This window comes from Streptomyces sp. NPDC088254 (assembly GCF_044740925.1).
In the GTDB taxonomy this organism is placed as follows: domain Bacteria; phylum Actinomycetota; class Actinomycetes; order Streptomycetales; family Streptomycetaceae; genus Streptomyces.
In genome coordinates this window covers 410,304-433,905 of record NZ_JBIURQ010000001.1, presented here as the reverse complement: position 1 = coordinate 433,905, position 23,602 = coordinate 410,304, and the positions used below count along the sequence as shown (strand labels likewise).

The following is a 23,602-nucleotide window of genomic DNA, read 5'->3' as shown; positions in this document are numbered from 1 at the left end:
ATCGGCCGTGATCTTCGGTCCGGCAGCCGATTCCCGCCTCGGGCACCTGGGCAGGCAAGATGGGGACGTGACCCTCATCGATCAGCTGCCGCCGACCGCAGATCCCGACGCCCTGTACGAAGCCTTCGAGTCCTGGGCCGAGGAGCGGGGTCTCACGCTCTACCCCCATCAGGAGGAGGCGCTGATCGAGGTGGTCTCCGGGGCGAACGTGATCGTTTCGACGCCCACCGGCTCCGGAAAGAGCATGATCGCGGCGGCCGCGCACTTCGCCGCCCTGGCCCGGGACGAGGTCACCTTCTACACCGCCCCGATCAAGGCGCTGGTGTCGGAGAAGTTCTTCGAACTGTGCAAGATCTTCGGCACGGAGAACGTCGGCATGCTGACCGGCGACGCGTCCGTCAACGCCGACGCCCCCGTCATCTGCTGCACCGCGGAGGTGCTCGCATCGATCGCGCTGCGCGACGGCAAGGACGCCGACGTCGGCCAGGTCGTCATGGACGAGTTCCACTTCTACGCGGAGGGCGACCGCGGCTGGGCCTGGCAGATCCCCATTCTGGAGCTGCCGCAGGCGCAGTTCGTCCTCATGTCGGCGACGCTCGGCGACGTCTCCTTCTTCGAGAAGGACCTCACCCGCCGCACCGGCCGGCCCACCGCGGTGGTCCGCTCGGCGACCCGGCCCGTGCCGCTGTCCTACGAGTACCGGTACACGCCGCTGACCGAGACGCTCACGGACCTGCTGGAGACCAAGCAGGCCCCCGTGTACATCGTGCACTTCACGCAGGCCCAGGCGGTGGAGCGGGCGCAGGCGTTGATGAGCATCAACATGTGCTCGCGTGAGGAGAAGGAACAGATCGCCGAGCTGATCGGCAACTTCCGCTTCACCACCAAGTTCGGCCGCAATCTCTCGCGGTACGTGCGGCACGGCATCGGTGTGCACCACGCAGGCATGCTGCCCAAGTACCGGCGACTGGTGGAGAAGCTCGCCCAGGCCGGCCTGCTGAAGGTGATCTGCGGAACGGACACGCTGGGCGTGGGCGTCAACGTGCCCATCCGCACCGTGCTGTTCACGGCGCTCACGAAGTACGACGGCAACCGCGTGCGCACGCTCCGGGCGCGCGAGTTCCACCAGATCGCGGGCCGCGCCGGCCGGGCCGGGTTCGACACGGCGGGCTTCGTGGTCGCGCAGGCGCCGGAGCACGTCATCGAGAACGAGAAGGCGCTCGCAAAGGCCGGCGACGACCCGAAGAAGCGCCGCAAGGTGGTGCGCAAGAAGGCTCCGGAGGGCTTCGTCGCCTGGACGGAGAACACCTTCGAGAAGCTGATCGACTCCGAGCCGGAGCCGCTGACGTCCCGGTTCCGGGTGACGCACACGATGCTGCTGTCGGTGATCGCCCGCCCCGGCAACGCCTTCCAGGCCATGCGGCATCTGCTGGAGGACAACCACGAGCCGCGCAAGCAGCAGTTGCGGCACATCCGGCGCGCCATCGCCATCTACCGCTCGCTGCTCGACGGCGGCATCGTGGAGAAGCTCGACGAGCCGGACGCCACGGGCCGCGTCGTACGTCTCACCGTGGACCTGCAGCAGGACTTCGCGCTCAACCAGCCGCTGTCCACCTTCGCACTCGCCTCCTTCGAGCTGCTCGACCCGGAATCGCCGTCCTACGCCCTCGACATGGTCTCGGTCGTGGAGTCCACCCTGGACGACCCGCGCCAGATCCTCGCCGCGCAGCAGAACAAGGCGCGCGGAGAGGCCGTCGCCGCGATGAAGGCGGACGGCGTCGAGTACGAGGAGCGCATGGAGCGCCTCCAGGACATCACCTACCCGAAGCCGCTGGAGGAGTTGCTCTTCCACGCGTACGACACCTACCGCAAGAGCCACCCGTGGGTCGGCGACCATCCGCTGTCGCCGAAGTCGGTGATCCGCGACATGTACGAGCGGGCGATGTCGTTCACCGAGCTGGTGTCCCACTACGAGCTGGCCCGCACCGAAGGCATCGTGCTGCGCTACCTGGCCAGCGCCTACAAGACCCTCGACCACACCATTCCGGACGACCTGAAGTCCGAGGACCTCCAGGATCTGATCGAGTGGCTGGGCGAGATGGTGCGCCAGGTCGACTCCAGCCTGCTGGACGAATGGGAGCAGCTGGCCAACCCGGAGGAGATGACCGCCGAGGAGGCTCAGGAGAAGGCCGACGAGGTCAAGCCGGTCACCACGAACGCGCGCGCCTTCCGTGTCCTCGTCCGCAACGCGATGTTCCGCCGCGTCGAGCTCGCCGCCCTGGATCACGTGAACGAACTGGGCGAGATGGACGCCGAGTCCGGCTGGGACGCCGACGCGTGGGGCGAGGCGATGGACAAGTACTGGGACGAGTACGACGACCTCGGCACCGGCCCGGACGCCCGTGGCCCCAAGCTGCTGGTCATCCAGGAGGAGCCGCAGAACGCGCTGTGGCGGGTCCGTCAGATCTTCGACGACCCGAACGACGACCACGACTGGGGCATCAGCGCGGAGGTCGACCTCACGGCCTCGGACGCCGAGGGCCGCGCGGTGATCCGCGTCACCGACGTGGGCCAGCTGTGAGCACCGGAACGGCTGCCCGCCGGGATGTCGGGGCACGCGCCGGAACACGGTCAGGAACAAGGTCGCAAGCAGGCGCGGAACAAGGCGCCGGGGCAGGCACAGGAGAAGCACACCGATGACGAATCCCGCCGAGAGGCTCGTCGACCTGCTCGACCTGGAGCAGATCGAGGTCAACATCTTCCGCGGCCGCAGCCCGCACGAGTCCCTCCAGCGGGTCTTCGGCGGCCAGGTGGCCGGCCAGGCGCTGGTCGCGGCCGGCCGCACCACGGACGGGGGCCGGCCCGTGCACTCGCTGCACGCGTACTTCCTGCGTCCGGGCCGGCCGGGCGTGCCGATCGTGTACCAGGTCGAGCGGGTGCGGGACGGGCGGTCGTTCACGACGCGCCGGGTCACCGCCGTGCAGCAGGGCCGCACGATCTTCAATCTCACCGCCTCCTTTCACAAGCCTGAGGAAGGTCCTTTCGAGCACCAGCTGCCGCCGGCCCGGGAAGTCCCGGACCCGGAGTCCCTGCCGACGGTCACCGAGGAGGTCCGGGAGCATCTGGGCGCGCTGCCCGAGCAGTTGGAGCGGATGGCGCGCCGCCAGCCCTTCGACATCCGGTACGCCGACGGGCTGCGCTGGAAGCCCGAGGAGATCAAGGACGCCGAGCCACGCAGCGCGGTGTGGATGCGTGCTGTCGGTCCGCTGGGAGACGACCCTCTCGTGCACACCTGCGCGTTGACGTACGCCAGCGACATGACGCTCCTGGACGCCGTCCGGCTCCCCGTCGAACCCCTGTGGGGGCCGCGGAACTTCGACATGGCGTCTCTGGACCACGCGATGTGGTTCCATCGGCCGTTCCGCGCGGACGAGTGGTTCCTGTACGACCAGGAGTCGCCGATCGCGACGGGCGGGCGCGGTCTGGCCCGCGGGCGGATCTACGACGTTCAGGGGCGCCTGCTGGTGTCCGTCGTGCAGGAGGGCCTCTTCCGCACTCTGTAGGCCGACGGGATCTCAGCGTGGTGGGTCGCTGAACGGCCCCTCTCGGAAGGGCTGATCTCGGAAGGGCTGATCTCGGATCGACCGGGGCGGGACAGCGTTGTTCATGCACCTCTGCGGCGAAGCCACCCGAGCAGACCGCCGCGCGAGTTCCGCCGCTCGTCCGGCGTCGTCGCTCGCTCCACGGATGTGGGTGCCGGAGTGACGACCGGCGCCGGTGCGGCGCCGGTCTGCGGCGCGGGCGCCGATGCGGTGACGACCGCCGGGTCGGCTTCCGATGGGGTGGCCTGCGCCGGGAAGGGCGTGAGTGTGGCGATGTTCGCCGGGCGGGGCGCCGGCTGGTGGGTTCGGGCCTCGTCCAGTGCCCGGGCCAGGTCGGACCTCAGCCAGCCGATCTCGTCGGGATCGTCCGCTGTCGTGATCTTCTCGACGAGATGCGCGGCCGGTGATCCCGGCACCCCGTGTGCCGGCGGCGCGGGTCGGAAGCGGTTCAGGTGGCTTCGTTCGTAGGCATCGCTGACGATCTCCGCGATCTGCGCCGGGCCGAGGAACGCGGCCAGTGCTCCCGCTTGCTGCCAGGGACCTTCGGCCTGCCGCAGGAGGAAGCCCAGATGGCGTCCTCGCCAGTTGCGGGGCCGCAGGTCCTGCCCGGCCGCCAACTGCCCCCGGATCCAGTCGGGCGTGCGCCCCGAGAGCAGGAACGCGTTGTTCCCGTCGTGCGCGAACTGGCGTAGTTCCTCGGCCAGATACAGCCAGACGACAGCTCGATAGCGGTTGAGGTAGAAGTTCACCGGCACCACCAGCCCCACCTTTGCCAGGCGGCTGAAACGAGCGGGCGGCACCCCCACGATCTGAGCGCCCTCGGTGGTGCCGACGGCCTTGACGCTGTCGGCCAACGTCTCGGGAAAGCCGGGCGAGCGCAGCAGCCGGTCGATCTCGGCGCACGCCACCCGGCGGCCCCCGCCGCCCTCGTCGGGCACGGTCCTGATACGCCCGAGGTTCACGGCGAGATCGAACTCGCTGCGCTTCAGACCCAGTTCTCGTGCCGCACGGCTGAGGCTGCGGGCCGGAGCGTGCGCCGGCATGACGGTGTGACCGGACATGGTCGTCTCCCCCGTGGAGTACGGTGCCTCCGCGCCGTCCGCGGTGGCCTGGGAAAAACCGTATCCGGATTCACGCAGATCGCGGCAAGCCTGTGGATAACTAAGGAAAACGTCCCGAAAGTCGCGGAAAGCGCAGGTCAGAGGTCCGTGTACGGTGCCGACCCGGGTCGGCGTGCGTCGACGACCAGGTGTTCTCCGACCCGATTGACGAGCAGAGCCATCTCGTAGGCGATCTGTCCCATGTCGGCCTCCGCGCCGCTGAGCACGCACAGGCAGCTTCCGGTGCCGGCCGCGGTGACGAACAGCAACGCGTCGTCGAACTCGATCATCGTCTGACGCACCTGGCCCGCCCCGAAGTGCCTCCCGGATCCCTTGGCCAGACTGTGCAAGCCGGACGAGACCGCCGCGAGGTGCTCGGCGTCCTCCCGGCGCAGCCCCGTACTCGCGCCCGCCACCAGCCCGTCGTTGGACAGGACCAGCGCGTGACGGACGTGACCGACCCGTTCGGTCAGATCGTCCAGCAGCCACCCCAGCCCCTGCTTCTGCGCCATGTCAGCGTCTCCCCGTGTCACGTTCCCCGTGTCGTGTCCGCCCTGCCGGGGGCGCGGGCACGCCCTCGGCCCCGAGAGCCTGTCCGCCAGCCTTCCCCACCATCGGCCGGCGGGCAAGGAGTATGGGGTCATGGCACACAAGATGACCGATGAGGAATGGCGGGCGTTCGTCTCACACGGCACCCGCACCGGAAAACTGTCGACCGTCCGTGCGGACGGCAGCCCGCACGTGGCGCCCATCTGGTTCCTGCTCGACGGGGACGAGGTGGTCTTCAACACCGGCAAGGGCTCGGTGAAGGGGCGCAATCTGGCGCGGGACGGCCGCGTCGCGCTGTGCGTGGACGACGACCGGCCGCCGTTCGGCTTCGTGGTGCTGCAGGGCACCGCCGGCATCTCCGAAGATGTCGGCGAGGTGCGCCACTGGGCGACCCGTATCGCGGCGCGCTACATGGGTGAGGAGCGCGCCGAGGAGTTCGGCGCCCGCAACGGCGTCCCCGGCGAACTCCTCGTCCGGGTCACGATCGACAAGGTCCTGGCGCAGTCGGCCGTGGCCGACTGAGAGCAGCGATGGCCGACTGAGACGGCCGGACACGCGGTCGTACGCGGCGTGGGTCGTCAACTCACGGAGTCGAGCAGCCGGGCGGCGTGCATCCGCCCGGCGTACTCGACTAGTTGGATCAGCACTTCCTTCCCCGAGGCCCGGTCACGCGCGTCGCACATCACGACGGGGGTGCCCTCGTCGAGGTCGAGGGCGCGGGAGACCTCGGGGGCTGCGTATGCGCGCGCTCCCGTGAAGCAGTTGACGGCCACCACGAACGGGATGTGCCGGTGCTCGAAGTAGTCGACGGCCGGGAAGCAGTCCGCCAGGCGCCGCGTGTCGGCGAGGACCACCGCGCCCAGCGCCCCCTGTGACAGTTCGTCCCACAGGAACCAGAAGCGGTCCTGGCCCGGGGTGCCGAACAGGTACAGGGAGAGCCCGGAGCGGATGGTGATCCGGCCGAAGTCCATGGCGACGGTCGTCGTGACCTTCTGGTCCACGCCGTCGGTGTCGTCCACCGACTGGCCCGCTTCGCTGAGGAGTTCCTCGGTGCGCAGCGGCTTGATCTCGCTGACCGCACCCACCAGCGTGGTCTTGCCCACGCCGAACCCGCCGGCGACCAGGATCTTCAACGCCAGCGCGGCCGTGTCGCCGCCCGTGGCCTCGGAGTGCTCGGGGACCATGGATCACTTCTCTCAGGACGGTGTCGGTCGGTGGGTTTCGGGATGGAGCGCCGCGTTCGTCTACAGGGCCCGCAGCCCCGCGATGACCTCGCGCAGGATCCGCTCGTCGGGAAGTTGCGCGGGCGGCACCGGGCGGCTGACCGTGACGCGGCCGCGTTCCAGCAGGTCGCCGAGGAGGACCCGTACGACGCCCACGGGCAGGTCGGCGCCGGCGGCGAGTTCCGCGACGGACTGCGTCTCCGCGCGGCACAGGTCGACGAGGGTCCGGTGCTCCGGGCCCAGCCCGGTGTCACCCTCGTCGGTTGCGCCGGGACTCGGGGTGATCAGGGCGATCAGGTCGAAGTCGACTCCGGCGGGGCCGGATCTCGTCCGTCCGCCGGTCATCGCGTAGGGGCGGACGATCGGCCCGGCCTCGCTGTCGTACCACCGGCTGCCCTGTTCGTTCAGCGCGGCGGCTGGGTCCTCGGTCATCCGCACGGGTCGCTCTCTCGCCTCAGCCAGCGGTGTGCGGCCGCGAGGAGAATCGCGGCGGCGTGTAGAGGTGCTCGCCGACGCGTTTGACCAGCCGTGCCATCTCGTAGCCGACCAGGCCGATGTCGGCGGTCACGGCGGTGAGGACGGCGAGGCAGGAGCCGTCGCCCGCAGCGGCCACGAACAGGAAGCCGTCGTCCATCTCGACCATGGTCTGTCGGACGCCCCCGACGCCGAAGTGCCGGCCGGCGCCCTTGGCGAGGCTGTGGAATCCGGAGGCCACGGCGGAGAGGTGTTCGGCGTCCTCGCGGCTGAGGGCGCTGGAGGAGCCCACGGCGAGGCCGTCGTTGGACAACACGACCGCGTGCCGTACCTCACTGACGCGCATCACCAAGTCGTCCAGCAGCCAATCGAGTTCACCGGAGCGGCCGGCAGGTCTCGTGCTCGGGTCCTGGATCATGCGGAATCTCCTTCGCTGCTTTCGCTGCCCGGTTCGGGGTCCGGGGTGGCATCGCTGCCGGGTCGCCTGCCGCCGCCGCGCGCCCAGCCGTCCTGGTAGGCGGCCATCCGATCGCGCACGAGTTCGGGGGTGCGCCGCTCGCCGCCGTGTCGGCCCGGTGCCGTCCCGGCGGGGTCCTCGGTCGGTGACCTGCGCAGTTGCGGGGCCAGACTCGCCTGTCGTACCCGGCGCGGGAGGTCGTCCGATCCGGTGGCTTGTCCTCTGGACGGTCCGGCGGCGGGTGGTTCGGACTGTCGCCCCGGGGCCGGGCGCGCAGGTGCCCCGGCATGAGGTCCGTCCGACGGCCTCGCGGGTGGCCCGGCGTGAGATCCCCTGAACGGTCCGGCGGGCGGTTCGGGCTGACGTCCCCCAAAGGCTCTCGTGGGCGACCCGGCCAGGCGCCCTCCGGAGTGTCCGGCGGCCGGTCCGCCCGGTCCGTCCGAGGCGCCCGGGTCGTCCGGTGGGCGGTGCAGGCGCAAGGCGGTGACACCGGAAGGTGGGGTGTCGGCTTCCGCCGGCTCGTCGGCGGCCCGGACGGCGGGACCCTCCGCGGGGGCGACCGGCGGGGAAACCGTATGGGCGGAGTGGGCGGAGGCTGTCAGAGCCGGTCGGTCGGCGGTCGCCGGCACGGCCTCCCGGTGTCGGTCGGCACCGGGCACGCGCGCGTAGGCGCGTTCCTCCGGTTGTCCCGCGTCGGCCGCCTCGTGGGCGGGGCGTTTCGGGTGGCCGCCGTGCAGAAGGGCGGTCGGCAGCAGGACGACCGCCGTGGTGCCGCCGTAGGGCGAGGTCCGCAGGTGCACCCTGACGTCGTGGCGGGCGGCGAGCCTGCTGACCACGAACAGTCCGAGCCGGTCGCTGTCGAAGAGGTCGAGGGCCTGGGACTGGGCGATGCGCCGGTTGGCCTGCGCGAGGGTCTCCTTGCCCATGCCCAGTCCCCGGTCCTCCACCTCCAGGGCGTAGCCGTTGCCGACGGGCTCGCCGGTGACGCGTACGCGTGTGTGCGGGGGCGAGAACTGGGCGGCGTTCTCGACGAGTTCGGCCAGAAGGTGGGTGAGGTCGGCGACGGCGGCGCCGTCGACGGACGCCTCCGGGAGCCGGCCCACCTCCACGCGCGCGTAGTCCTCGACCTCGGAGACGGCGGCACGGACGACGTTGGTCAGTGACACCGGCATGCGCCAGGCCCGGCCGGGGGCCGCCCCGGAGAGGATGATCAGGCTCTCGGCGTGACGCCGCATGCGCGTGGTGAGGTGGTCGAGCCGGAAGAGGTCGCTGAGCTCGTCCGGGTCGTCCGAGCGGCGCTCCATGCTGTCCAGGAGGCTGAGCTGGCGGTGGACGAGGATCTGGCTGCGCCGGGCGAGGTTGACGAACACCCCGGAGATGCCGCTGGCCAGCTCGGCACGTTCCACGGCGGCCTTGAGGGCGGCGCGGTGGACGGTGGCCAGCGCCTCGGCGACCTGGCCGGTCTCGTCTTCGGCGGGCGCCCCGGGCGGCGCCTCGGCACGCACGTCGATCTCCTCGCCGGCGCGGAGTCTGCGCATGGCCTCGGGTAGTTTGCGCCGGGCGATCTCCAGGGCGCTGTTGCGCAGGCCGACCAGTTCGACGACGAGGGCGCGGCCGATGCGCACCGAGATGACGAGCGAGGCGGCGACGGCGGCGAGACCGAGCAGCACGGCCGCGCCGGCCGGGGTGAGCAGGCCGCGGGTGAACGGGTCGGCGCGCTCGGCGACCCGGCGCGCGGCGTCCGCCTCGACGGCCCGCATGCCGTCCTGTACGCGCGCGTGTGCCTGGCGCCAGGCTGTCTCGGGTGCGGCGGCGACGGCCGGGTCGCCGGGCTCCGCCGCGAGCACCCTGTCCTCGGCGGCGTTCACGACGGTGTACGCGCCGCTGGTGGACAGGTTTCGCCAGGCCGCGCGCTCAGGGCCGCCCAGGTCGGCCGTGGCCGACTCGGTGAGGGCGCGGCGCGTGTCGACGGCGCCGGTGAACAGGCGCAGGCGTGCGCCGTCGAGGCTGCCGGCCAGACGTGCGCTGCCGAGGACGGCGTCCTCCTGGGCCAGCGCTTCTCCGGCTCGACCGAATTCGAGCAGCACGCGCGCGTCGGAGCCGAGTTCGGCGTCCTGAATGCCGGAGAGGGAGCCGCCTACGGAGAAGGCGGCCGAGATCGTCCGGGTGTAGGTCCCGTAGACCTCGGCCCAGTCCGCGTCGCCGTCGATCACGGTGGTCCGCAGGGCGGGCAGTGCCTCCGCCCCGGAGACGAACGCCTCCAGGCGTCGGGCGACATCGGCGGGCAGCTCCTGACCGTCGGCCACGGTGCTGTCGTCGCCGAGCCTGAGCCTGGCCACCGCGCGGTCCGTCCGCTCCCCGAGCTCCTTCAGCTCGGTCTCCTGTGCGGCGGCGGGGCGGATCGCATGGCGTACGGCGGCGGCCCGCTCGGTCTGCAGCGCCACGACCGCGTCCGTGACGGGCGTGCGGAGCTGTGCGTCCACGCGCTGCACCTGGCGCAGTCGGGAGATGTCCTGGGCGGTGCTGACGGTGGCGTACGCCCACAGGGCCAGCAGGGAGACGACCGGCACCATCAGCAGGCAGACGATCTTGGCGCGGACGGTGCGCGGGCGGAGCCGCCGGCGTCCCGCGCGCGTGAGAGCCGCGGTCGCCGGTGTTCCCGCCTGCCCGTCCGGGCCTTCGTCGGCGGGCGGTCCGGCGTGGGCGCGGCGGCCGCGCACGGGGGGTGGCGGCTCGGCATCGCCCATGGAGGTGCTCCGGGGTGTGCGCATGGCCTCCTCGCTCGGAGTCGTCGGGGCGTGCGGTCCTGTGCGGACCCCGGCCCCGTGCGGTACGTGCGGTCGTGTGCGCGGACCGAGGGCCCCTACGGGAGGTGCGGTCCGTTGTCGGGCGTGCGGTTGGTTGGAGGACGCGTGGTCCGGCGATGGGCCGCGCGGGTCGTACGGGAGTCACGAACGTGCCGGTGATGAGGGGCAGCCGAGGGCACGGCCGTCCGCGGTCACCCGGCCCGGGTCCGCCGACCGCCGCCGGTGACACGGTCGGGAAGCTGCTGGGCCGAGGCGGACGCCTCGCGTTCCCCCGTGGTGGGCGACAGGGCGACGAAGGCCGAGGTGAGGAAGAGGTAGGACCCGAGACCGACGGCGAGGGGGAAGATGAACTGCATCGCCGTGGCCCCATGCAGCGCCTCGCCGGACGGCGTGACCCGCACGTGCACGGCGAACATCGCCGTGTAGTGCATGCTGCTCACCGCCGCGCCCATGACGAGGGACGCCAGGGTGACGGCGACCGGGGACTTGATGTTCAGTGCCGCCCAGAGTGCCGCGGTCGCCGCCACCACGGCGATCAGGACGGAGAGCCCGACGCGCATCGGGTCGTACGTCACGTCGCCGTGCAGCCGTACGGCGGCCATGCCCAGGTAGTGCATGCTCGCCACGCCCAGGCCTGTGGTGAGTCCGCCGATCAGCAACGCGCGCGTGCGGCCTCGGCCGTAGCCGACGGCGAAGACACCGGCGCAGACGACGATCATGGCGACGAGGAGGCTGAGCACGGTCAGGGGGACGTCGTAGCGGATGTCGGTGCCGCTGACGGCGAAGCCGAGCATGGCCACGAAGTGCATGGTCCAGATGCCGGTGCCGATCGAAGAGGCGGCCGTCACCAGCCAGTTGCGGCGCGAGCGACCTGCGGTGCCCAGCGCGCGGACCGTGCAGCGCAGCCCGAGGGCGGCGCCGACGCAGGCCATCGCGTACGACAGCACGGGGGTCAGCCAGCCGAAGGCGGCGTGGTCCAGGTGTCCCATGGACCCGGGACGCTAGTGGGGGCACAGGAGCGCAATGGGGGCGCATTTCGAAAGGTGCCGCAATCTGACATGGATGTGCACCGGCTCGATCGCCCCACGCTCGAACATGCGCGCCGTCATCTCCTCCTCGAGGGTGAGGAATCATGCGGTGCATGAGCGACGACCACACACGCGTGCAGGAGTTCTTCACCACCCGCGCCGCGGACTGGGACCGGAGGTTCCCCGACGACGGCCCCGCCTACGCGGCCGCCGTCACCGAGCTCGGTCTGCGCGAGGGCGACCGCGTACTGGACGCGGGCTGCGGTACGGGACGGGCCCTGCCGCCCCTCCGCGCGGCCGTGGGGGCCTCGGGAGCGGTCGTCGGGGTCGATCTGACGTCGGCCATGCTGGAGGCCGCCGTACGCGCAGGACGCCACCGCGACGCGCGACTGCTGCTCGCCGACGTCGCCGCGCTCCCTCTGCGCTCGGGGTCGCTCGACGCCGTGTTCGGGGCGGGCCTCATATCGCACCTGCGTCAACCGGAGGCGAATCTGCGGGAGTTGGCCCGGGTGGTGCGCGTCGGCGGCACGTTGGCGCTGTTCCACCCGATCGGCAGGGCAGCGCTCGCGGCGCGGCACGGCCGACAGATCACCGCGGACGACCTGCGCGCGGAGGCGAACCTGCGTCCCCTGCTGGCCGGTTCCGGGTGGCGCATGACGTCATATGTCGACGAGGACACCCGTTATCTGGCCTTGGCCGTGCGGGAGGCCTGAGGCCGCCGCACACTTGCGCGCCGTCGCGCGCGGGACCCCGGGGGCTCACGCTTTTCCGGCGACCGCCTCGACGAAAGCGTCGGGGTTGTCGAACATGACGTTGTGCCCGGCGTCCGGGACCGTCACCACGCGCACTCCCGCGCGCGCCAGGGCGTCCGTCCCTTCGAGCGCCCCGCTGAGTTCACCCTGCAGGTAGACGCGGTCCACGGCGGTCAACCCCGTCAGCATCTCCCGCATGACCGGCTCGGATCCGCGCCTGAGCCCGACGGCGCTGCGGTGCAGGGCGCGCGGATCCGCGAGCCGCATGGTCGCCGCCCACAGGGGGCCGACGCTCTCCAGCACACGCGCGTGGCCCCCGTCGACGAAGTCGTCCTCGGAGTGGTTCGCGATGCCGCTGCTGCCCGCGGTCGGCGGTGGGAAGGCGTCGAGGTTGGCCTCCGTCAGGACGAGCCGGGAGACCAGGTCGGGACGGCGGTGGGCGAGCACGATGGCCACCGAGCCGCCCATGCTGTGGGCGACGAGTTCGGCGTCGGCGACGCCCGCCGAGTCCAGCGCGGCGGCCAGCGCGTCGGCGTGCTCATCGAGCGTGTAGCCGAAGTCCGCGGGCCGGTCGCTGATGCCGTGTCCGGGCAGGTCCACGAACAGGCTGCGCCGGCCCGCGAGTTCGGGCCGGGACGCCACGTGCGCGTGGTAGACGGCCGAGGTCGCGCCCAGTCCGTGGACGTACACGCGCGCGGGCTCGGCGCCCGGTGTCTCCGTCCACCGGATGCGGCTTCCCCCGCCGCCGAACTCTGCCTGCCGCATGACTGCCTCCTCGGAACATCTGCTCGGCCGACTCCGTGAAGACCATACATCGACTACGATGTATCGCGTCAACGTAGTACCTGAGCTCCGAGATACCGCGAACGTGCGGCAGAATACGGGCATGCTGGAGCTCTCCATTCTCGGTTTCCTGTACGACGCCCCTCTGCACGGCTATGAGCTGCGCAAACGCATCACGGCGCTGACCGGGCACGTACGTCCCGTGGCCGAGAGCACGCTGTACCCGGCGATCAAACGCCTGGAGAACGCCGGCCTCTTGGTACGCACGACGCAACCTGGCGCCGCGGCCGCGCCCCGGCACGTCCTGAGTCTCACCGAGGAGGGCCGGCGCGAGCTGCGCCGGCGGCTCGCCGAGCCCGGCGAGCGGGACGTCACCGACGAGAACCGCTGGTTCACCCTGCTCGCGTTCCTACGGCATCTTGACGACGCCGAGGCCCAGGCGGTCGTGCTCCGCCGTCGGCTCGCCTTCCTGGAGGAGCCGGCGAGCTTCTTCTACGACGGCGACCGGCCGCTGCGCGCGGAGGAGCTGGACGACCCCTTCCGGCAAGGGATGCTGACGATCGCGCGCGCGACCTCTCGTGCCGAACTCACCTGGCTGCGTGACACGCTGCGCTCACTGGGCGGCTGACCCGGTCTCACCGAGGTCGACATGGCGCACCGGGCACCCTCGCACGCCGGGCACCGGCCGGGTGCCCAGGTCCGCGAGCCGGTAGCCCTGCGGGTACCCCTTGATCTCCCGGTTCTGGCGCGCGAAGTGGGGCGCTCGGCGCGGCGGCAGCAGGCGGACGGCGCGCCCACGCGCGCGTACCGCCCGACGCACCAGCGCGCGCGTGAACGGACCGGGCGGGGTGTAGCGGAAGGCCTTCAGCAAAGGCTCGTCGAGCAGGGCGAGGGTCGTGGCGCGCAGCACGGGGGCGAGCGGCCGCGGGTACCAGGAGGCCATCAGCGCGAGCGTCGCGTCCGAGACCCGCCTGGCCCCCTCGTCCCATCCGAAGCGGGCCTCCTCGTAGGCGTCGAGACAGGCCTCGAAGTCCTCGCAGGTCTCGGGGATGTCCTTGATCCCCATGCGCTGCCCCAGGGCGCGGTAGTGGACGGTGGAGGCGACGATCTCGTGGCGCGACAGCCGGCGCCATCCGTAGGCGTCGATCCAGCGCTTGGGCATCACGACGAACGTGCAGAGCACGTAGCGCATGTCGTCGTCGGCGATGTCGTAGCTGCGGTGCATCTGGTTGATGCGGCGGACGGCCGTGCGGCCCTCGGCGCTGCCGAAGCCGTGCTCGACGACGGCGTCGAGGAGCAGCGAGGTGTCGTCGTAGCGTTTCTGCGTACGGTCCGTGAGCTCCGCGGTACGCGCGAGCAGGCTTCCGATGCTGGGGACGGCGTAGGTGCGGTACAGGGCCAGTTCCAAAGCGCGTGCGAAGTCCCAGGGGAACTCGTACGCCACGGAGAGCCGGTAGATCTCGGAGGCGTTCTCGTAGGGGTCCATACGCCGGATCTGTGCGAGTCGCTCGTAGCGCTTCACCACTCTGGCCCCCTCCGCCCCGGCAACCCCGACTTCCTCAACTTTACGTCGTCGAGCGGGAGATGAACGCCTCCGGATGGGGGAATCACGCAGGGGAAGGGCGGTGGAGCATGTCGGAGGGCATACGCAAGACCTGGGGAAGAGTCCTCGCCGGAACGCGTGCGCAGGCACGTCGGGACGGAGGGCGGGCCAACGGCGGGCGCGAGGAGGGTGAGCGGCGCCCCGGCCGGAAGCGCGCGCACAACCTCTTCGAAGCGGCCGCCGTGTACGTCTCGGGCTGCGCGGAAAACGATCAGGACCGGATCGACGAAGCGGCCGGCTGGGTCTCTCCGGAGGCGTTGTCCTTCGGGGTGAACGAACTGGCGTGCCGGGCGGTCATCGCGCTCGCGCGGGAGCGCGGCGAGTCCCCTCGGACGGTGGCCAGGGAGCTGCTGGGGCTGCCGCCCGCCTGACATTCGCCGACAAGCGAGGCGATTCGCCCCGTCGGAGGAAAACTGCAGCTCCGGGTGTCTCCCGGGGCCGTGACAAGCGCCTTCCCGCCGCACTAGGGTGCGCGCGATTGGACGAACCCTGGGGAGGCTGGGATGGCCGGGACGGACGAGGACGCCGTCGCCGCCGCGGACGAGGCGCTCTACGTGCTGACGGCGGTACTGCTGACGCCGGCGAAGTTCCCGAGTGTGCTGGGCGACGACTACCCGGAGGCCTGTGCGGCGCTCGGTCTGGCGCCGCTCGCCGACGGGTACGGCCTGGTGCTGGGCCAGGACGGCGAGGGCGCCCGGTGGACGGTCGTCATCGACGACGTGTCGCTGGTGGCGGTCGCCATCGCGTCGTGGGACTGCGGCATGGAGTACGACCTGTCCCCCGACGACCGGACGGTGGTCGCGGCGCTGCCCGGCTGGCCGCTGGCGGTCGCCGTAGCCGCCCCCGGGGTGCCCGCGCCGCACGACCCTGACCCCGAGGTCGCGGGCCGGCCCGCGCTCTCGCCGCCGGACACGACGGTCTGGGGCCCGGCGCAGCGGAGGTTGGGAGCCGACGAGATCGCGCTCCAGTGGGCCCAGTGGCGCGAGCAGATCGACGACTCCAAGTTCCCGGCCCCGCGGGACGGATCCGAGCCCGCCGAGGCCGCGGAGGTGACCAAGGACGCCGAGGCCGCGGGAGGGGCCGGAAAGCCCGCGGCGCGGGGGCACAGTGGCGTCCGGCGCGTCCTCGCAGAGGCCCGCACGTATGTGGACACCCCGCCCCCGCTGGGCCGCGTGAGGTCCTCGTTCGCCCCGGGTGACGCGCGCACCCTGCGTGCCGACGGCCCCGGCTGGTCGCTGGTGGCCCGCACCGACGACATCGCGTTCGTCCTGCTCGACGACGAGCCCGGCGAGGTGCTGCCGGTCGGCCGGGGCCCCGAACTGCCGGGCCTGCTCGAAGCGCTCGACAAGATGGCTGTGCGCCCCATCTGAGCCCCTAAGGGGAGCGGACGACGGGGCCGCGCCGCGGCCCCGTCCGTCAGCGCCCGAGTTCCTTGCGGGTGACACGGCGCAGTCTGCGCCGCTGCGAGGGGTCCAGCGTGAGGTACGCCGCCGCGGGAACCCCGAGCACGATCAGAAGAGACGCCCACCAGGGCAGCCAGATCAGCAGAAGCAGCCCGACCGCCACACCTCCCGCGGCGATCTTCGCGTTCTTCGACATGTGCGTCGCCTCCTTCGCGGCCGTTGCCGCTCTCCGTCTGCGAAAACCGCTTCTTGTCTGTGAAACGGCTCCCCGCGACGCGCGGTTCCGGGCTCGTCCCTGAGTCTTCCCTGATCCGCGTCCCCTAGGTACTCACGAGGGAAAGGTCGTCCAGGGGAAATCCGGTGCTCGTTCCCCCGCGGAGTGCTGTACTCTCGGCAATCGACCTTCAGTAGTCAAATTTGAGGAGTGGGTTCATCACTGTGCGCCGGGTTCCCGCGGAAGCACCGCCCGAGACCTTCGAACTGGTTCGCCGTCCTGCCGTCTTCCTGCCCGGCGTCCCCGCACGCACAGGCGAGTTCGCCTTCTGGGAGCCGGACGGGAGCGCCGCCCCGCCCGACGGAACACCATGGCCGCCCGCCGGCGCGTCGGGGCCGCCCGCTCTCAAGTCGGCGTCGTGCGGCGCGCTGTCCGTCGTCAGCCTCGCGGACGACGGCGGCGTGGAGCACGTACGCGTGTCCGCGGTCCATGTCCCCCTGGACGAGGCACTGCCCTTCCTCACGCGCGCGTGGGCCGCGTCGGGCGCACACCGGGCCGTCGCCTTCTGGGGTGCGGCGACCTTGACCGCCCTGGAGTTCGTCGCCCGCGGCCTGCTGTTGCCGGGCCTGTCCGAGGACGATCACGACGCCTGGCGTGCGGGCCCCCTGTGCCCTGACGACGTCGACCGGGTGCGCCGTCTGGCCGCGGCGATGCCACCCGAGGCGCACGCCGTGCCCCTGGACGACGGCCCGCCCTTGCGGCTGCCCGACCCGGAGCGGTTGCTGCGCGCCTTCCTGGACGCGGTCGCGGACACCCTCCCCCGCTCCCCCGCCGCCGCCCTGCTGACGGGCGGACCGGCCTACTCCGGACTGCTGCCCGTGCACGCACCGCAGTTGCGCGCGTGGGCCGCCGACGTCGCCGCCGGACACGACGCCGGGGTGCGCGTCTCGTTGCGCATCGAGGTGTCCGGGCTGTCCGCCTCGCCACCGCACGAGGCGGCGCCCGCGTTCCGGGCCGTGCCGCAGGTGCACGGCGTCGGCGATCCCACCCTCGTCGCGGACGCCGCCGAGGTGTGGCAGGAAAGCGGTCCCGTGCACCGGGCGTTCGGTCCGCACGCGCGCGTGGACACGTTGCTCGCACTGCGCCGCGCCGCACGCGCGTGGCCCGCGCTCACGCCCCTGCTGTCGGCGGCCGTCCCGGACGCCGTGGAGCTCCATGACGAGGAGGTCGCTGAACTCCTCGGGGAGGGCACGCGTGCGCTGGCGGGCGCGGGCGTCGAAGTGCACTGGCCGAAGGAGCTGGCCCGCACACTGACGGCTCACGCCGTGGTGGGGCCTCCGGAGGACGGCGAGAGCCCGGACAGGTCCGGCTCCGCATCGCCGTCGTTCCTGTCCGCTGACGCCCTGCTCTCCTTCTCCTGGCGGTTCGCGCTGGACGACAGGGACATCACGCGCGAGGCGCTGGACCGTCTCGCGGAAGCCCATCGCCCGTTGGTGCGGTTGCACGACCGATGGGTCCTGATCGACCCCGGGGAGCTGAGTCGGGCCCGGGCACGACAGGACCTCGAGATCACCCCGATCGACGCGCTGGCAGCCGCTCTGACGGGCTCCGCCGAGGTGGACGGCCGCCAGGTCGAGGTTGTTCCCACCGGCTGGCCGGCGACCCTGCGGGAGCGGCTGGCCCACACCGACGGGCAGGAGCCGGTGGCACAGCCCGCCGCGCTCGACGCGACGCTGCGCGACTACCAGCGGCACGGACTCGACTGGCTGGCCCGGACGACGTCGCTGGGGCTCGGCTGCTGTCTTGCGGACGACATGGGCCTCGGCAAGACCGTCACGCTGATCGCCCTGCACCTGCACCGCCAGACGGACCCCTCGGCCGCCGGACCGACCCTGGTGGTGTGCCCGACGTCGCTGATGGGCAACTGGCAGCGGGAGATCGAGCGGTTCGCGCCCGGCATCCCGGTGCGCCGCTTCCACGGGCCGCGACGCGGCCTGGAGGCTGTGGCCGAAGGCGAGTTCGTGCTGACGACCTACGGCACCCTGCGGCAGGACGCGCCTCGCCTCGCCTCAGTGCCATGGGGCCTGGTCGTCGCGGACGAGGCACAGCACGTGAAGAACCCGTACTCGGAGACCGCGCGGGCGCTTCGCACCATCGGAGCACGCGCACGCGTGGCGCTCACCGGCACTCCGGTGGAGAACAACCTGTCGGAGCTGTGGGCGATCCTGGACTGGACGACGCCAGGCCTGCTGGGGCGGCTGGGGACTTTCCGCGCGCGCTACGCGCGTGCCGTCGAGGCCGGCGGGGACCCGGCCGCGGCCGAGCGCCTGGCGCGACTCGTGGGCCCGTTCCTGTTGCGCCGCCGCAAGTCCGATCCGGGCATCGCCCCCGAACTCCCCCCGAAGACCGAGACCGACCGGCCGGTGTCCCTGACACCGGAGCAGACGGGTCTGTACGAGGCCGTGGTGCGGGAGACGCTGGCGGCGATCGCCGAGGCCGACGACATGGCACGGCGCGGTCTGATCGTGAAACTCCTGACCTCGCTCAAGCAGATCTGCAACCATCCGGCGCAGTACCTCAAGGAGGAACGACCGACGACCTCTGGGCGTTCGGGAAAGCTGGAGCTCCTGGACGAGCTGCTGGACACCCTCCTCGCCGAGGAGGCGAGCGTCCTCCTCTTCACGCAGTACGTCGGCATGGCACGCATTCTCGAACGGCACCTGGCGGCACGCGGCGTGCCCACGCAGTTCCTGCACGGCGGGACGCCCGTGGCCGAACGTGAGGCGATGGTCGCCCGCTTCCAGGCGGGCGAGGTGCCGGTGTTCCTGCTGTCCCTGAGGGCGGCGGGCACCGGCCTCAACCTCACGCGCGCGGAGCACGTCGTGCACTACGACCGCTGGTGGAACCCCGCCGCCGAGGCGCAGGCCACCGACCGGGCGTACCGCATCGGCCAGACCCGGCCCGTGCAGGTGCACCGGCTGATCGCGGAGGGGACGGTCGAGGACCGCATCGCCGCCATGCTGCGCCGCAAACAGGATCTCGCGGACGCCGTGCTCGGCGCGTCCGGCGAGGCGGCGCTCACGGAGCTGACGGACGCCGAGCTGGCGGCACTGGTGGAACTGCGAGGGGGAACGTCGTGAACCGGTACGAGGACTACGGGAACTACGGGGACTACGAGGACACCCAGAGCGGCGACCTGGATCGCCGTCACCACAGCGCCCACGACGGCGACGGGGAGCGCACGTTCGCGGCGCTGCCTCCCGCACCTGGGAGGGGGTTCGCGCAGACCTGGTGGGGGCGTGCCTGGCTGGCGTCCCTGGAGGGCGGGGCGCTGGACGCCGAGCAGGTGCGGACGGGGCGCAGGTTCGCGCGCGCGGGAGGCGTGGGCGCGGTGTCGGTGCGGCCGGGTCGCGTCACCGCCGTCGTCCAGGGCCGTGACGGCGCGTCACACCGGGCCGACGTACTGCTCGACGTCCTGTCGGACGCGCAGTGGGACCGGTTCCTCGACCTCACCGTGCAACGCGCCGGTCATGTCGCCGCCCTGCTCGATCGCGAGATGCCGTCGCATCTCGTCGAGGACGCGGAGACGGCCGGCGTCGATCTGCTGCCCGGCCTGGGCGATCTGGAGGCGCGGTGCGACTGCGGCGCCTGGGACCACTGCGGTCACACGGCGGCGCTGTGCTACCAGGTGGCGCGGCTGCTCGACCAGGATCCGTTCGTCCTGCTCCTGCTCCGGGGTCGCCCCGAACACGCTCTGCTGGGCACTCTCCAGGCCCGCGGCGCCGCCGCTCCGACCGGGGCTGCCCCCGCACCGCCGGAGGGGGTGGACGCGGCGGAGGCGTACCGCGCCGGGCGTGCCCTGCCTCCGCTGCCCGCCGTGCCCGAGCTGCCGGCGCAGGCGGGCCTGCCGCCCTCGTGGGACACGGACGTTCCGCCCCCTGCGGACGTGGATCCGGCGGCGCTGCGAGCCTTGGCGGTGAGCACGGCGGCGGAGGCCTGGCGTCTGCTGGCGGGGGCGTTGAGCGAGGCGCCCGAACGGCACGCGTGGGCAGCGGGGTTGACGACTGCTCAGGACGCCGTGCGGCTGGCGGCGGATCGTGCCGTCGACGCGGGTCCGCCGGACGCCGTGACCCAGCGCCTGGCCGTCGGCTCGGGGCGCAGTCCCGAACAGCTGGCCTCGGCGGTCCGGGCCTGGCGGCTCGGGGGCGTGGCCGCCCTGTCGGTGCTGGAAGAAGAGTGGAGCGTCAAGGGCGAGACGCTCACACGCGTGCGTGCCGCTCTCCGGTCCGCCTGGGACGACGACCAGCGGCCACCGCTGACGGCGAGGGCCAACCGGTGGACCGTCACCGGGACGTCCTCGCAGTTGAGGCTGGGCCGCGACGGCCGCTGGTGGCCGTACCGCAAGGAGCACGGACGCTGGACGCCGGCGGGCGCCCCTGCACTCGACCCGGCCACGGCACTGGCCTCGATCGACACCGTAGGCGAGGACGGTGGGTGAGGCGGAGGGCGCGGCCGGGCCTCGGATGATGACGGGCACGGGATCCCACGCGCTGCCCGTCGGGCAGGGAGCCGTGGACAGGGCCGAGAAAGACCGGCAGTCGCCGCCTGTACGCGCGACCGACGTCGGCCGGGGATCACGAGCGCCGGTGGTCCGCCGCCCTGGCTGAGGTGCCGTTCTACGTATCGTTCACGTTGATCACCGTGGTCGTGCTCCCGCTGACCGCGGAACGAGACGATTCATCACGAGAACGGGGAACGGATGACGCTGACCAGCTTCGACAAGTGCGAACGGCTGATGTGGGCGGGCCGTGGCGCCGCCTACGTCGCCAGTTACGCCAAGTTGTGCGCCCATCCGGTGCCGCTGCTGCTGGACGCCGTGGAGGCGGGCCCCGGCGTGCGGATCCTGGACGTGGGGACCGGGCCGGGGACGGTGGCTGCCGCCGCCTGTTCACGGGGTGCGACGGTGACGGCCGTCGACGCGGAGCCCAGCATGATCGAGCTGGCCGAGCGGGCAGCGCCGACCGCACACGTACGCGTGGCCGCCCTGCCCGAGCTGCCCTTCGCCGACGACGAGTTCGACGCCGTGGTGGCCAACTTCGTGTTGAACCACGTCGGCCGACCCCGGGACGCCCTGGGAGAGTTGCGCCGCGTCCTGAAGCCCGGGGGCAGGATCGCGCTGACCGTCTGGGCGGCGCCGCCGGCCCCGGGGCAGGCTCTGCTCGGCCGCGCGCTCCAGGCCGCGGGTGCGGAACGTCCGCCCCACCTGCCCACGGGGCTCGCCGCCGAGGACGACTTCCGCCGTGACGAGAGCGGCCTGGCCGGACTGCTGACAGCGGCGGGGTTGCGCGAGGCGGACTGCGAGACCTTGCGCTGGGACCACCGCACGAGTGTCGACGAGTGGTGGAGCGGTCCCGCGAGCGGCGTGGCGTTCGGCGGCCAGATGGTGCAGAGCCAGACCCCTGAGGTCCGCGCCGACATCAGGCGCCACTTCGAGCTGTTCGCTTCGGAGTTCGCCGACGACACGGGCGGCCTGACGCTGCCGCACGCCGCGCTTGTGGCTCGCGCGCGCCGCTGACGTCGTACAGCAGCACGCATACGCCCGGGGCACGCGTACGTGTACGGCAGCCGCACGCCCGCCACGCGTGCGTGCGGGCCTCGCATGGCACACACGTGCGCGTGGCGCACCGGACGGCACTCGGCTACGGCAGTGATCCGCCCAGGGAGGGCAGAAGCGATTCGAGTTCGCTCGGCAGCTCGCTCGGAAGCTCTGTGGGCAGCTGTGTCGGCAGCTCGGTGGGGAAGCCGGACGGCAGCCCTGTCGGGAGGCTTGAGGGCAGTTCGCTCGGGAAGCCGCTCGGCAGTTCCACCGGGAGGCTGACCGAGGGCGCGGGAGAGGAGCTGCCGCTCGAGGGAGGGCCGTCGTCCGGCGAGTCGCCGCCGGTGGCCATCACCACCACGGCGACGACGGCCACGGCGAGGGCCAGCAGCGCCAGCACGGCGATGAGCGGGTTCCTCCGCCTGCCGGGGTCGCCAGGCGGGCCCGGCGGCGAGGAGGGCGGCCCGAAGCCGCCCCAGGGCGGCGTGTCGTCGGGCCCGGAAGGTCCGGGCGGTCCCGACGACCAGGGCGGACCGGGAGGGCCAGGGGGGCCGGGAGGGCCCGGCGGCTTGGGCGGTACGGGTGGCGTGGCCATGCGTCCAGCGTCGCCGCGCACCGCCGGGCGCGCGGCCTCCGCACGGAAGTCGGTACGCGCTCATGCCATGGAAGGCATGATTCCGGCGTATTCCGTGCGGAGGCCTCCCTTGACGGGCATCGGCCTCGCGGCCGGCTCACGGCGGCCGGCACGGCCCCTCGACCGACCGGCCCGCACGCACACGCGTGCGTGATCAGCCCCTGGCGCCCAGCAGATGGTCCATGGCCAGCTGGTCGAGCCGCTCGAAGGCCATCCCGCGGGCGGCGGCCGCGTCGGCGTCGAAGTCCTCGAACGCCGTGCGGTCGGCGAGCAGACCCTGTAGACCGTCGGCGGCGGTGGCCTGGGCCAGCTCATCGAGGCGGGAGGCGCGCAGGGCCTCCTGGACCTCGGGGTCGTCGCGGAAGGCGGCGGCGCGCTCCTTGAGGATCAGGTAGTTGCGCATGCAGCCCTCGGCCGACGCCCACACGCCGTCCAGGTCCTCGGTGCGCGGCGGCTTGAAGTCGAAGTGGCGGGGGCCTGTGTAGCCGGCGCTCTCCAGCAGGTCGACGAGCCAGAAGGCGGAGCGCAGATCGCCGGCGCCGAAGCGGAGGTCCTGGTCGTACTTGATGCCGGACTGGCCGTTGAGGTCGATGTGGAAGAGCTTGCCCGCCCACAGCGCCTGCGCGATACCGTGCGGGAAGTTCAGGCCCGCCATCTGCTCGTGGCCGACTTCCGGGTTGACGCCGTACAGCTCGGGCCACTCCAGACGCTCGATGAACGCGAGTGCGTGGCCGACGGTCGGCAGCAGGATGTCGCCGCGGGGCTCGTTCGGCTTGGGCTCGATGGCGAAGCGCAGGTCGTAGCCCTGGGAGGTGACGTACTCGCCGAGGAGGTCGAACGCCTCCTTCATGCGGTCGAGGGCCGCCCGCACGTCCTTGGCGGCGCCGGACTCCGCGCCCTCACGGCCGCCCCAGGCGACGTAGATCTTCGCGCCGAGCTCGACGGCCAGGTCGATGTTGCGGATCGTCTTGCGCAGGGCGTAACGGCGCACGTCACGGTCGTTCGCGGTGAACGCGCCGTCCTTGAAGACGGGGTGGGTGAACAGGTTGGTGGTGGCCATCGGCACGGTGAGGCCGGTGGTGTCCAGGGCCTGGCGGAAGCGCTTGACGTGCTCCTCGCGCTCGCTGTCGGAGGACCCGAACGGGATCAGGTCGTCGTCGTGGAAGGTCACGCCGTAGGCGCCCAGCTCGGCCAGGCGCTGCACCGTCTCGACCGGGTCGAGGGCACGCCGCGTCGCGTCGCCGAACGGGTCCCGTCCCTGCCAGCCGACGGTCCACAGACCGAACGTGAACCTGTCCTGCGGGGTGGGCTGGTAGCTCATGCCACGGCTCCTTGCTCGAAGACTGTCTCGCCACTGTCTCGACGACTGTTCGCCGA

22 protein-coding genes are annotated in these 23,602 nt (G+C 72.2%); 10 read left to right on the top strand and 12 right to left on the bottom strand.

What is annotated here, in order from left to right; all coding sequences use genetic code 11:
* Window positions 1-67: 67 nt before the first annotated feature.
* Both ACIOC0_RS01930 and ACIOC0_RS01925 read left to right on the top strand, forming a co-directional pair.
* A complete protein-coding gene (locus ACIOC0_RS01930) occupies window positions 68-2,581 on the top strand; it encodes a DEAD/DEAH box helicase (RefSeq protein ID WP_402151140.1) in 2,514 nt (837 codons plus the stop codon).
* A 115-nt stretch (window positions 2,582-2,696) separates the two neighbouring features.
* Window positions 2,697-3,563: an acyl-CoA thioesterase gene (locus ACIOC0_RS01925; protein ID WP_402151137.1), complete on the top strand. Its 867-nt coding sequence runs from the start codon at window positions 2,697-2,699 to the stop codon at window positions 3,561-3,563.
* A gap of 101 nt (window positions 3,564-3,664) precedes the next feature.
* Here the strand turns inward: ACIOC0_RS01925 and ACIOC0_RS01920 are convergent, their stop codons facing one another.
* Complete coding sequence (locus ACIOC0_RS01920) at window positions 3,665-4,663, bottom strand: DUF6397 family protein (protein ID WP_402151134.1); 999 nt, start codon at window positions 4,661-4,663, stop codon at window positions 3,665-3,667.
* Between the two features lie 137 nt (window positions 4,664-4,800).
* Complete coding sequence (locus tag ACIOC0_RS01915; protein WP_402151132.1) at window positions 4,801-5,214, bottom strand: roadblock/LC7 domain-containing protein; 414 nt, start codon at window positions 5,212-5,214, stop codon at window positions 4,801-4,803.
* Window positions 5,215-5,344: 130 nt separating this feature from the next.
* Between ACIOC0_RS01915 and ACIOC0_RS01910 the strand changes: the two genes are divergently transcribed.
* On the top strand, window positions 5,345-5,773 hold the full coding sequence (locus tag ACIOC0_RS01910) for a PPOX class F420-dependent oxidoreductase (protein ID WP_402151129.1): 429 nt from the start codon (window positions 5,345-5,347) through the stop codon (window positions 5,771-5,773).
* A gap of 56 nt (window positions 5,774-5,829) precedes the next feature.
* On the opposite strand, the gene ACIOC0_RS01905 is transcribed toward ACIOC0_RS01910, so the two are convergent.
* The 5 genes from ACIOC0_RS01905 to ACIOC0_RS01885 all read right to left on the bottom strand — a co-directional run bounded on the left by ACIOC0_RS01905 (window position 5,830) and on the right by ACIOC0_RS01885 (window position 11,201).
* A complete protein-coding gene (locus ACIOC0_RS01905) occupies window positions 5,830-6,435 on the bottom strand; it encodes an ATP/GTP-binding protein (protein WP_130440202.1) in 606 nt (201 codons plus the stop codon).
* Between the two features lie 60 nt (window positions 6,436-6,495).
* Window positions 6,496-6,906, bottom strand: coding sequence for a DUF742 domain-containing protein (locus ACIOC0_RS01900; protein WP_402151127.1), 411 nt, complete (start codon window positions 6,904-6,906; stop codon window positions 6,496-6,498).
* 22 nt (window positions 6,907-6,928) lie between these two features.
* Window positions 6,929-7,366 (bottom strand): roadblock/LC7 domain-containing protein, encoded by a 438-nt coding sequence (locus ACIOC0_RS01895; protein WP_402151124.1) that lies wholly within the window; start codon window positions 7,364-7,366, stop codon window positions 6,929-6,931.
* A complete protein-coding gene (locus tag ACIOC0_RS01890; RefSeq protein ID WP_402151122.1) occupies window positions 7,363-10,176 on the bottom strand; it encodes a nitrate- and nitrite sensing domain-containing protein in 2,814 nt (937 codons plus the stop codon). Before ACIOC0_RS01890 ends, ACIOC0_RS01895 begins: the two co-directional genes overlap by 4 nt.
* Window positions 10,177-10,403: 227 nt before the next feature.
* Window positions 10,404-11,201: an MHYT domain-containing protein gene (locus ACIOC0_RS01885; RefSeq protein WP_402151120.1), complete on the bottom strand. Its 798-nt coding sequence runs from the start codon at window positions 11,199-11,201 to the stop codon at window positions 10,404-10,406.
* A gap of 152 nt (window positions 11,202-11,353) precedes the next feature.
* Between ACIOC0_RS01885 and ACIOC0_RS01880 the strand changes: the two genes are divergently transcribed.
* Window positions 11,354-11,953: a class I SAM-dependent methyltransferase gene (locus ACIOC0_RS01880; protein ID WP_402151117.1), complete on the top strand. Its 600-nt coding sequence runs from the start codon at window positions 11,354-11,356 to the stop codon at window positions 11,951-11,953.
* A gap of 45 nt (window positions 11,954-11,998) precedes the next feature.
* Here ACIOC0_RS01880 and ACIOC0_RS01875 read toward each other — a convergent pair whose 3' ends face one another.
* Window positions 11,999-12,757, bottom strand: coding sequence for an alpha/beta fold hydrolase (locus ACIOC0_RS01875; protein ID WP_402151114.1), 759 nt, complete (start codon window positions 12,755-12,757; stop codon window positions 11,999-12,001).
* A gap of 121 nt (window positions 12,758-12,878) precedes the next feature.
* Between ACIOC0_RS01875 and ACIOC0_RS01870 the strand changes: the two genes are divergently transcribed.
* Window positions 12,879-13,403 (top strand): PadR family transcriptional regulator, encoded by a 525-nt coding sequence (locus ACIOC0_RS01870; protein ID WP_402151112.1) that lies wholly within the window; start codon window positions 12,879-12,881, stop codon window positions 13,401-13,403.
* Here ACIOC0_RS01870 and ACIOC0_RS01865 read toward each other — a convergent pair.
* A complete protein-coding gene (locus tag ACIOC0_RS01865) occupies window positions 13,389-14,297 on the bottom strand; it encodes an oxygenase MpaB family protein (protein ID WP_402151106.1) in 909 nt (302 codons plus the stop codon). The two genes, ACIOC0_RS01870 and ACIOC0_RS01865, sit on opposite strands and share 15 nt — an antisense overlap.
* Window positions 14,298-14,407: 110 nt before the next feature.
* Here ACIOC0_RS01865 and ACIOC0_RS01860 point away from each other — a divergent pair, with 110 nt between their 5' ends.
* Window positions 14,408-14,749, top strand: coding sequence for a hypothetical protein (locus ACIOC0_RS01860; RefSeq protein WP_402151103.1), 342 nt, complete (start codon window positions 14,408-14,410; stop codon window positions 14,747-14,749).
* A gap of 132 nt (window positions 14,750-14,881) precedes the next feature.
* Entirely contained in the window at window positions 14,882-15,748 is an 867-nt protein-coding gene (locus ACIOC0_RS01855) for a hypothetical protein (protein ID WP_402151101.1), read from the top strand.
* A gap of 46 nt (window positions 15,749-15,794) precedes the next feature.
* Here ACIOC0_RS01855 and ACIOC0_RS01850 read toward each other — a convergent pair whose 3' ends face one another.
* Complete coding sequence (locus tag ACIOC0_RS01850; RefSeq protein WP_130440180.1) at window positions 15,795-15,977, bottom strand: hypothetical protein; 183 nt, start codon at window positions 15,975-15,977, stop codon at window positions 15,795-15,797.
* A gap of 242 nt (window positions 15,978-16,219) precedes the next feature.
* Between ACIOC0_RS01850 and ACIOC0_RS01845 the strand changes: the two genes are divergently transcribed.
* From ACIOC0_RS01845 to ACIOC0_RS01835, 3 genes are all read left to right on the top strand, one after another.
* Window positions 16,220-19,135, top strand: coding sequence for a DEAD/DEAH box helicase (locus tag ACIOC0_RS01845; RefSeq protein ID WP_402151099.1), 2,916 nt, complete (start codon window positions 16,220-16,222; stop codon window positions 19,133-19,135).
* Between the two features lie 56 nt (window positions 19,136-19,191).
* Window positions 19,192-20,493, top strand: coding sequence for an SWF or SNF family helicase (locus tag ACIOC0_RS01840; RefSeq protein ID WP_402153136.1), 1,302 nt, complete (start codon window positions 19,192-19,194; stop codon window positions 20,491-20,493).
* Window positions 20,494-20,760: 267 nt separating this feature from the next.
* Entirely contained in the window at window positions 20,761-21,570 is an 810-nt protein-coding gene (locus ACIOC0_RS01835) for a class I SAM-dependent methyltransferase (protein WP_402153134.1), read from the top strand.
* Between the two features lie 124 nt (window positions 21,571-21,694).
* Here the strand turns inward: ACIOC0_RS01835 and ACIOC0_RS01830 are convergent, their stop codons facing one another.
* Window positions 21,695-21,991, bottom strand: a complete 297-nt coding sequence (locus ACIOC0_RS01830) for a hypothetical protein (RefSeq protein WP_402151096.1) — start codon at window positions 21,989-21,991, stop codon at window positions 21,695-21,697.
* A gap of 388 nt (window positions 21,992-22,379) precedes the next feature.
* Window positions 22,380-23,546 carry a xylose isomerase gene (xylA, locus tag ACIOC0_RS01825; RefSeq protein WP_402151093.1) on the bottom strand — a complete coding sequence of 389 codons (1,167 nt, stop codon included), beginning with the start codon at window positions 23,544-23,546 and terminating at the stop codon, window positions 22,380-22,382.
* Window positions 23,547-23,602 lie beyond the last annotated feature (56 nt).

Bases quoted from the DNA above. Each gene is read 5' to 3' on its own strand.
- ACIOC0_RS01870 (WP_402151112.1), top strand. From the start codon at position 12,879: ATGCTGGAGCTCTCCATTCTCGGTTTCCTGTACGACGCCCCTCTGCAC.
- ACIOC0_RS01860 (WP_402151103.1), top strand. From the start codon at position 14,408: ATGTCGGAGGGCATACGCAAGACCTGGGGAAGAGTCCTCGCCGGAACG.
- ACIOC0_RS01880 (WP_402151117.1), top strand. From the start codon at position 11,354: ATGAGCGACGACCACACACGCGTGCAGGAGTTCTTCACCACCCGCGCC.
- ACIOC0_RS01925 (WP_402151137.1), top strand. From the start codon at position 2,697: ATGACGAATCCCGCCGAGAGGCTCGTCGACCTGCTCGACCTGGAGCAG.
- ACIOC0_RS01895 (WP_402151124.1), bottom strand. From the start codon at position 7,366: ATGATCCAGGACCCGAGCACGAGACCTGCCGGCCGCTCCGGTGAACTC.
- xylA (WP_402151093.1), bottom strand. From the start codon at position 23,546: ATGAGCTACCAGCCCACCCCGCAGGACAGGTTCACGTTCGGTCTGTGG.
- ACIOC0_RS01850 (WP_130440180.1), bottom strand. From the start codon at position 15,977: ATGTCGAAGAACGCGAAGATCGCCGCGGGAGGTGTGGCGGTCGGGCTG.
- ACIOC0_RS01910 (WP_402151129.1), top strand. From the start codon at position 5,345: ATGGCACACAAGATGACCGATGAGGAATGGCGGGCGTTCGTCTCACAC.
- ACIOC0_RS01915 (WP_402151132.1), bottom strand. From the start codon at position 5,214: ATGGCGCAGAAGCAGGGGCTGGGGTGGCTGCTGGACGATCTGACCGAA.
- ACIOC0_RS01855 (WP_402151101.1), top strand. From the start codon at position 14,882: ATGGCCGGGACGGACGAGGACGCCGTCGCCGCCGCGGACGAGGCGCTC.
- ACIOC0_RS01900 (WP_402151127.1), bottom strand. From the start codon at position 6,906: ATGACCGAGGACCCAGCCGCCGCGCTGAACGAACAGGGCAGCCGGTGG.
- ACIOC0_RS01890 (WP_402151122.1), bottom strand. From the start codon at position 10,176: ATGCGCACACCCCGGAGCACCTCCATGGGCGATGCCGAGCCGCCACCC.
- ACIOC0_RS01875 (WP_402151114.1), bottom strand. From the start codon at position 12,757: ATGCGGCAGGCAGAGTTCGGCGGCGGGGGAAGCCGCATCCGGTGGACG.
- ACIOC0_RS01885 (WP_402151120.1), bottom strand. From the start codon at position 11,201: ATGGGACACCTGGACCACGCCGCCTTCGGCTGGCTGACCCCCGTGCTG.
- ACIOC0_RS01920 (WP_402151134.1), bottom strand. From the start codon at position 4,663: ATGTCCGGTCACACCGTCATGCCGGCGCACGCTCCGGCCCGCAGCCTC.
- ACIOC0_RS01905 (WP_130440202.1), bottom strand. From the start codon at position 6,435: ATGGTCCCCGAGCACTCCGAGGCCACGGGCGGCGACACGGCCGCGCTG.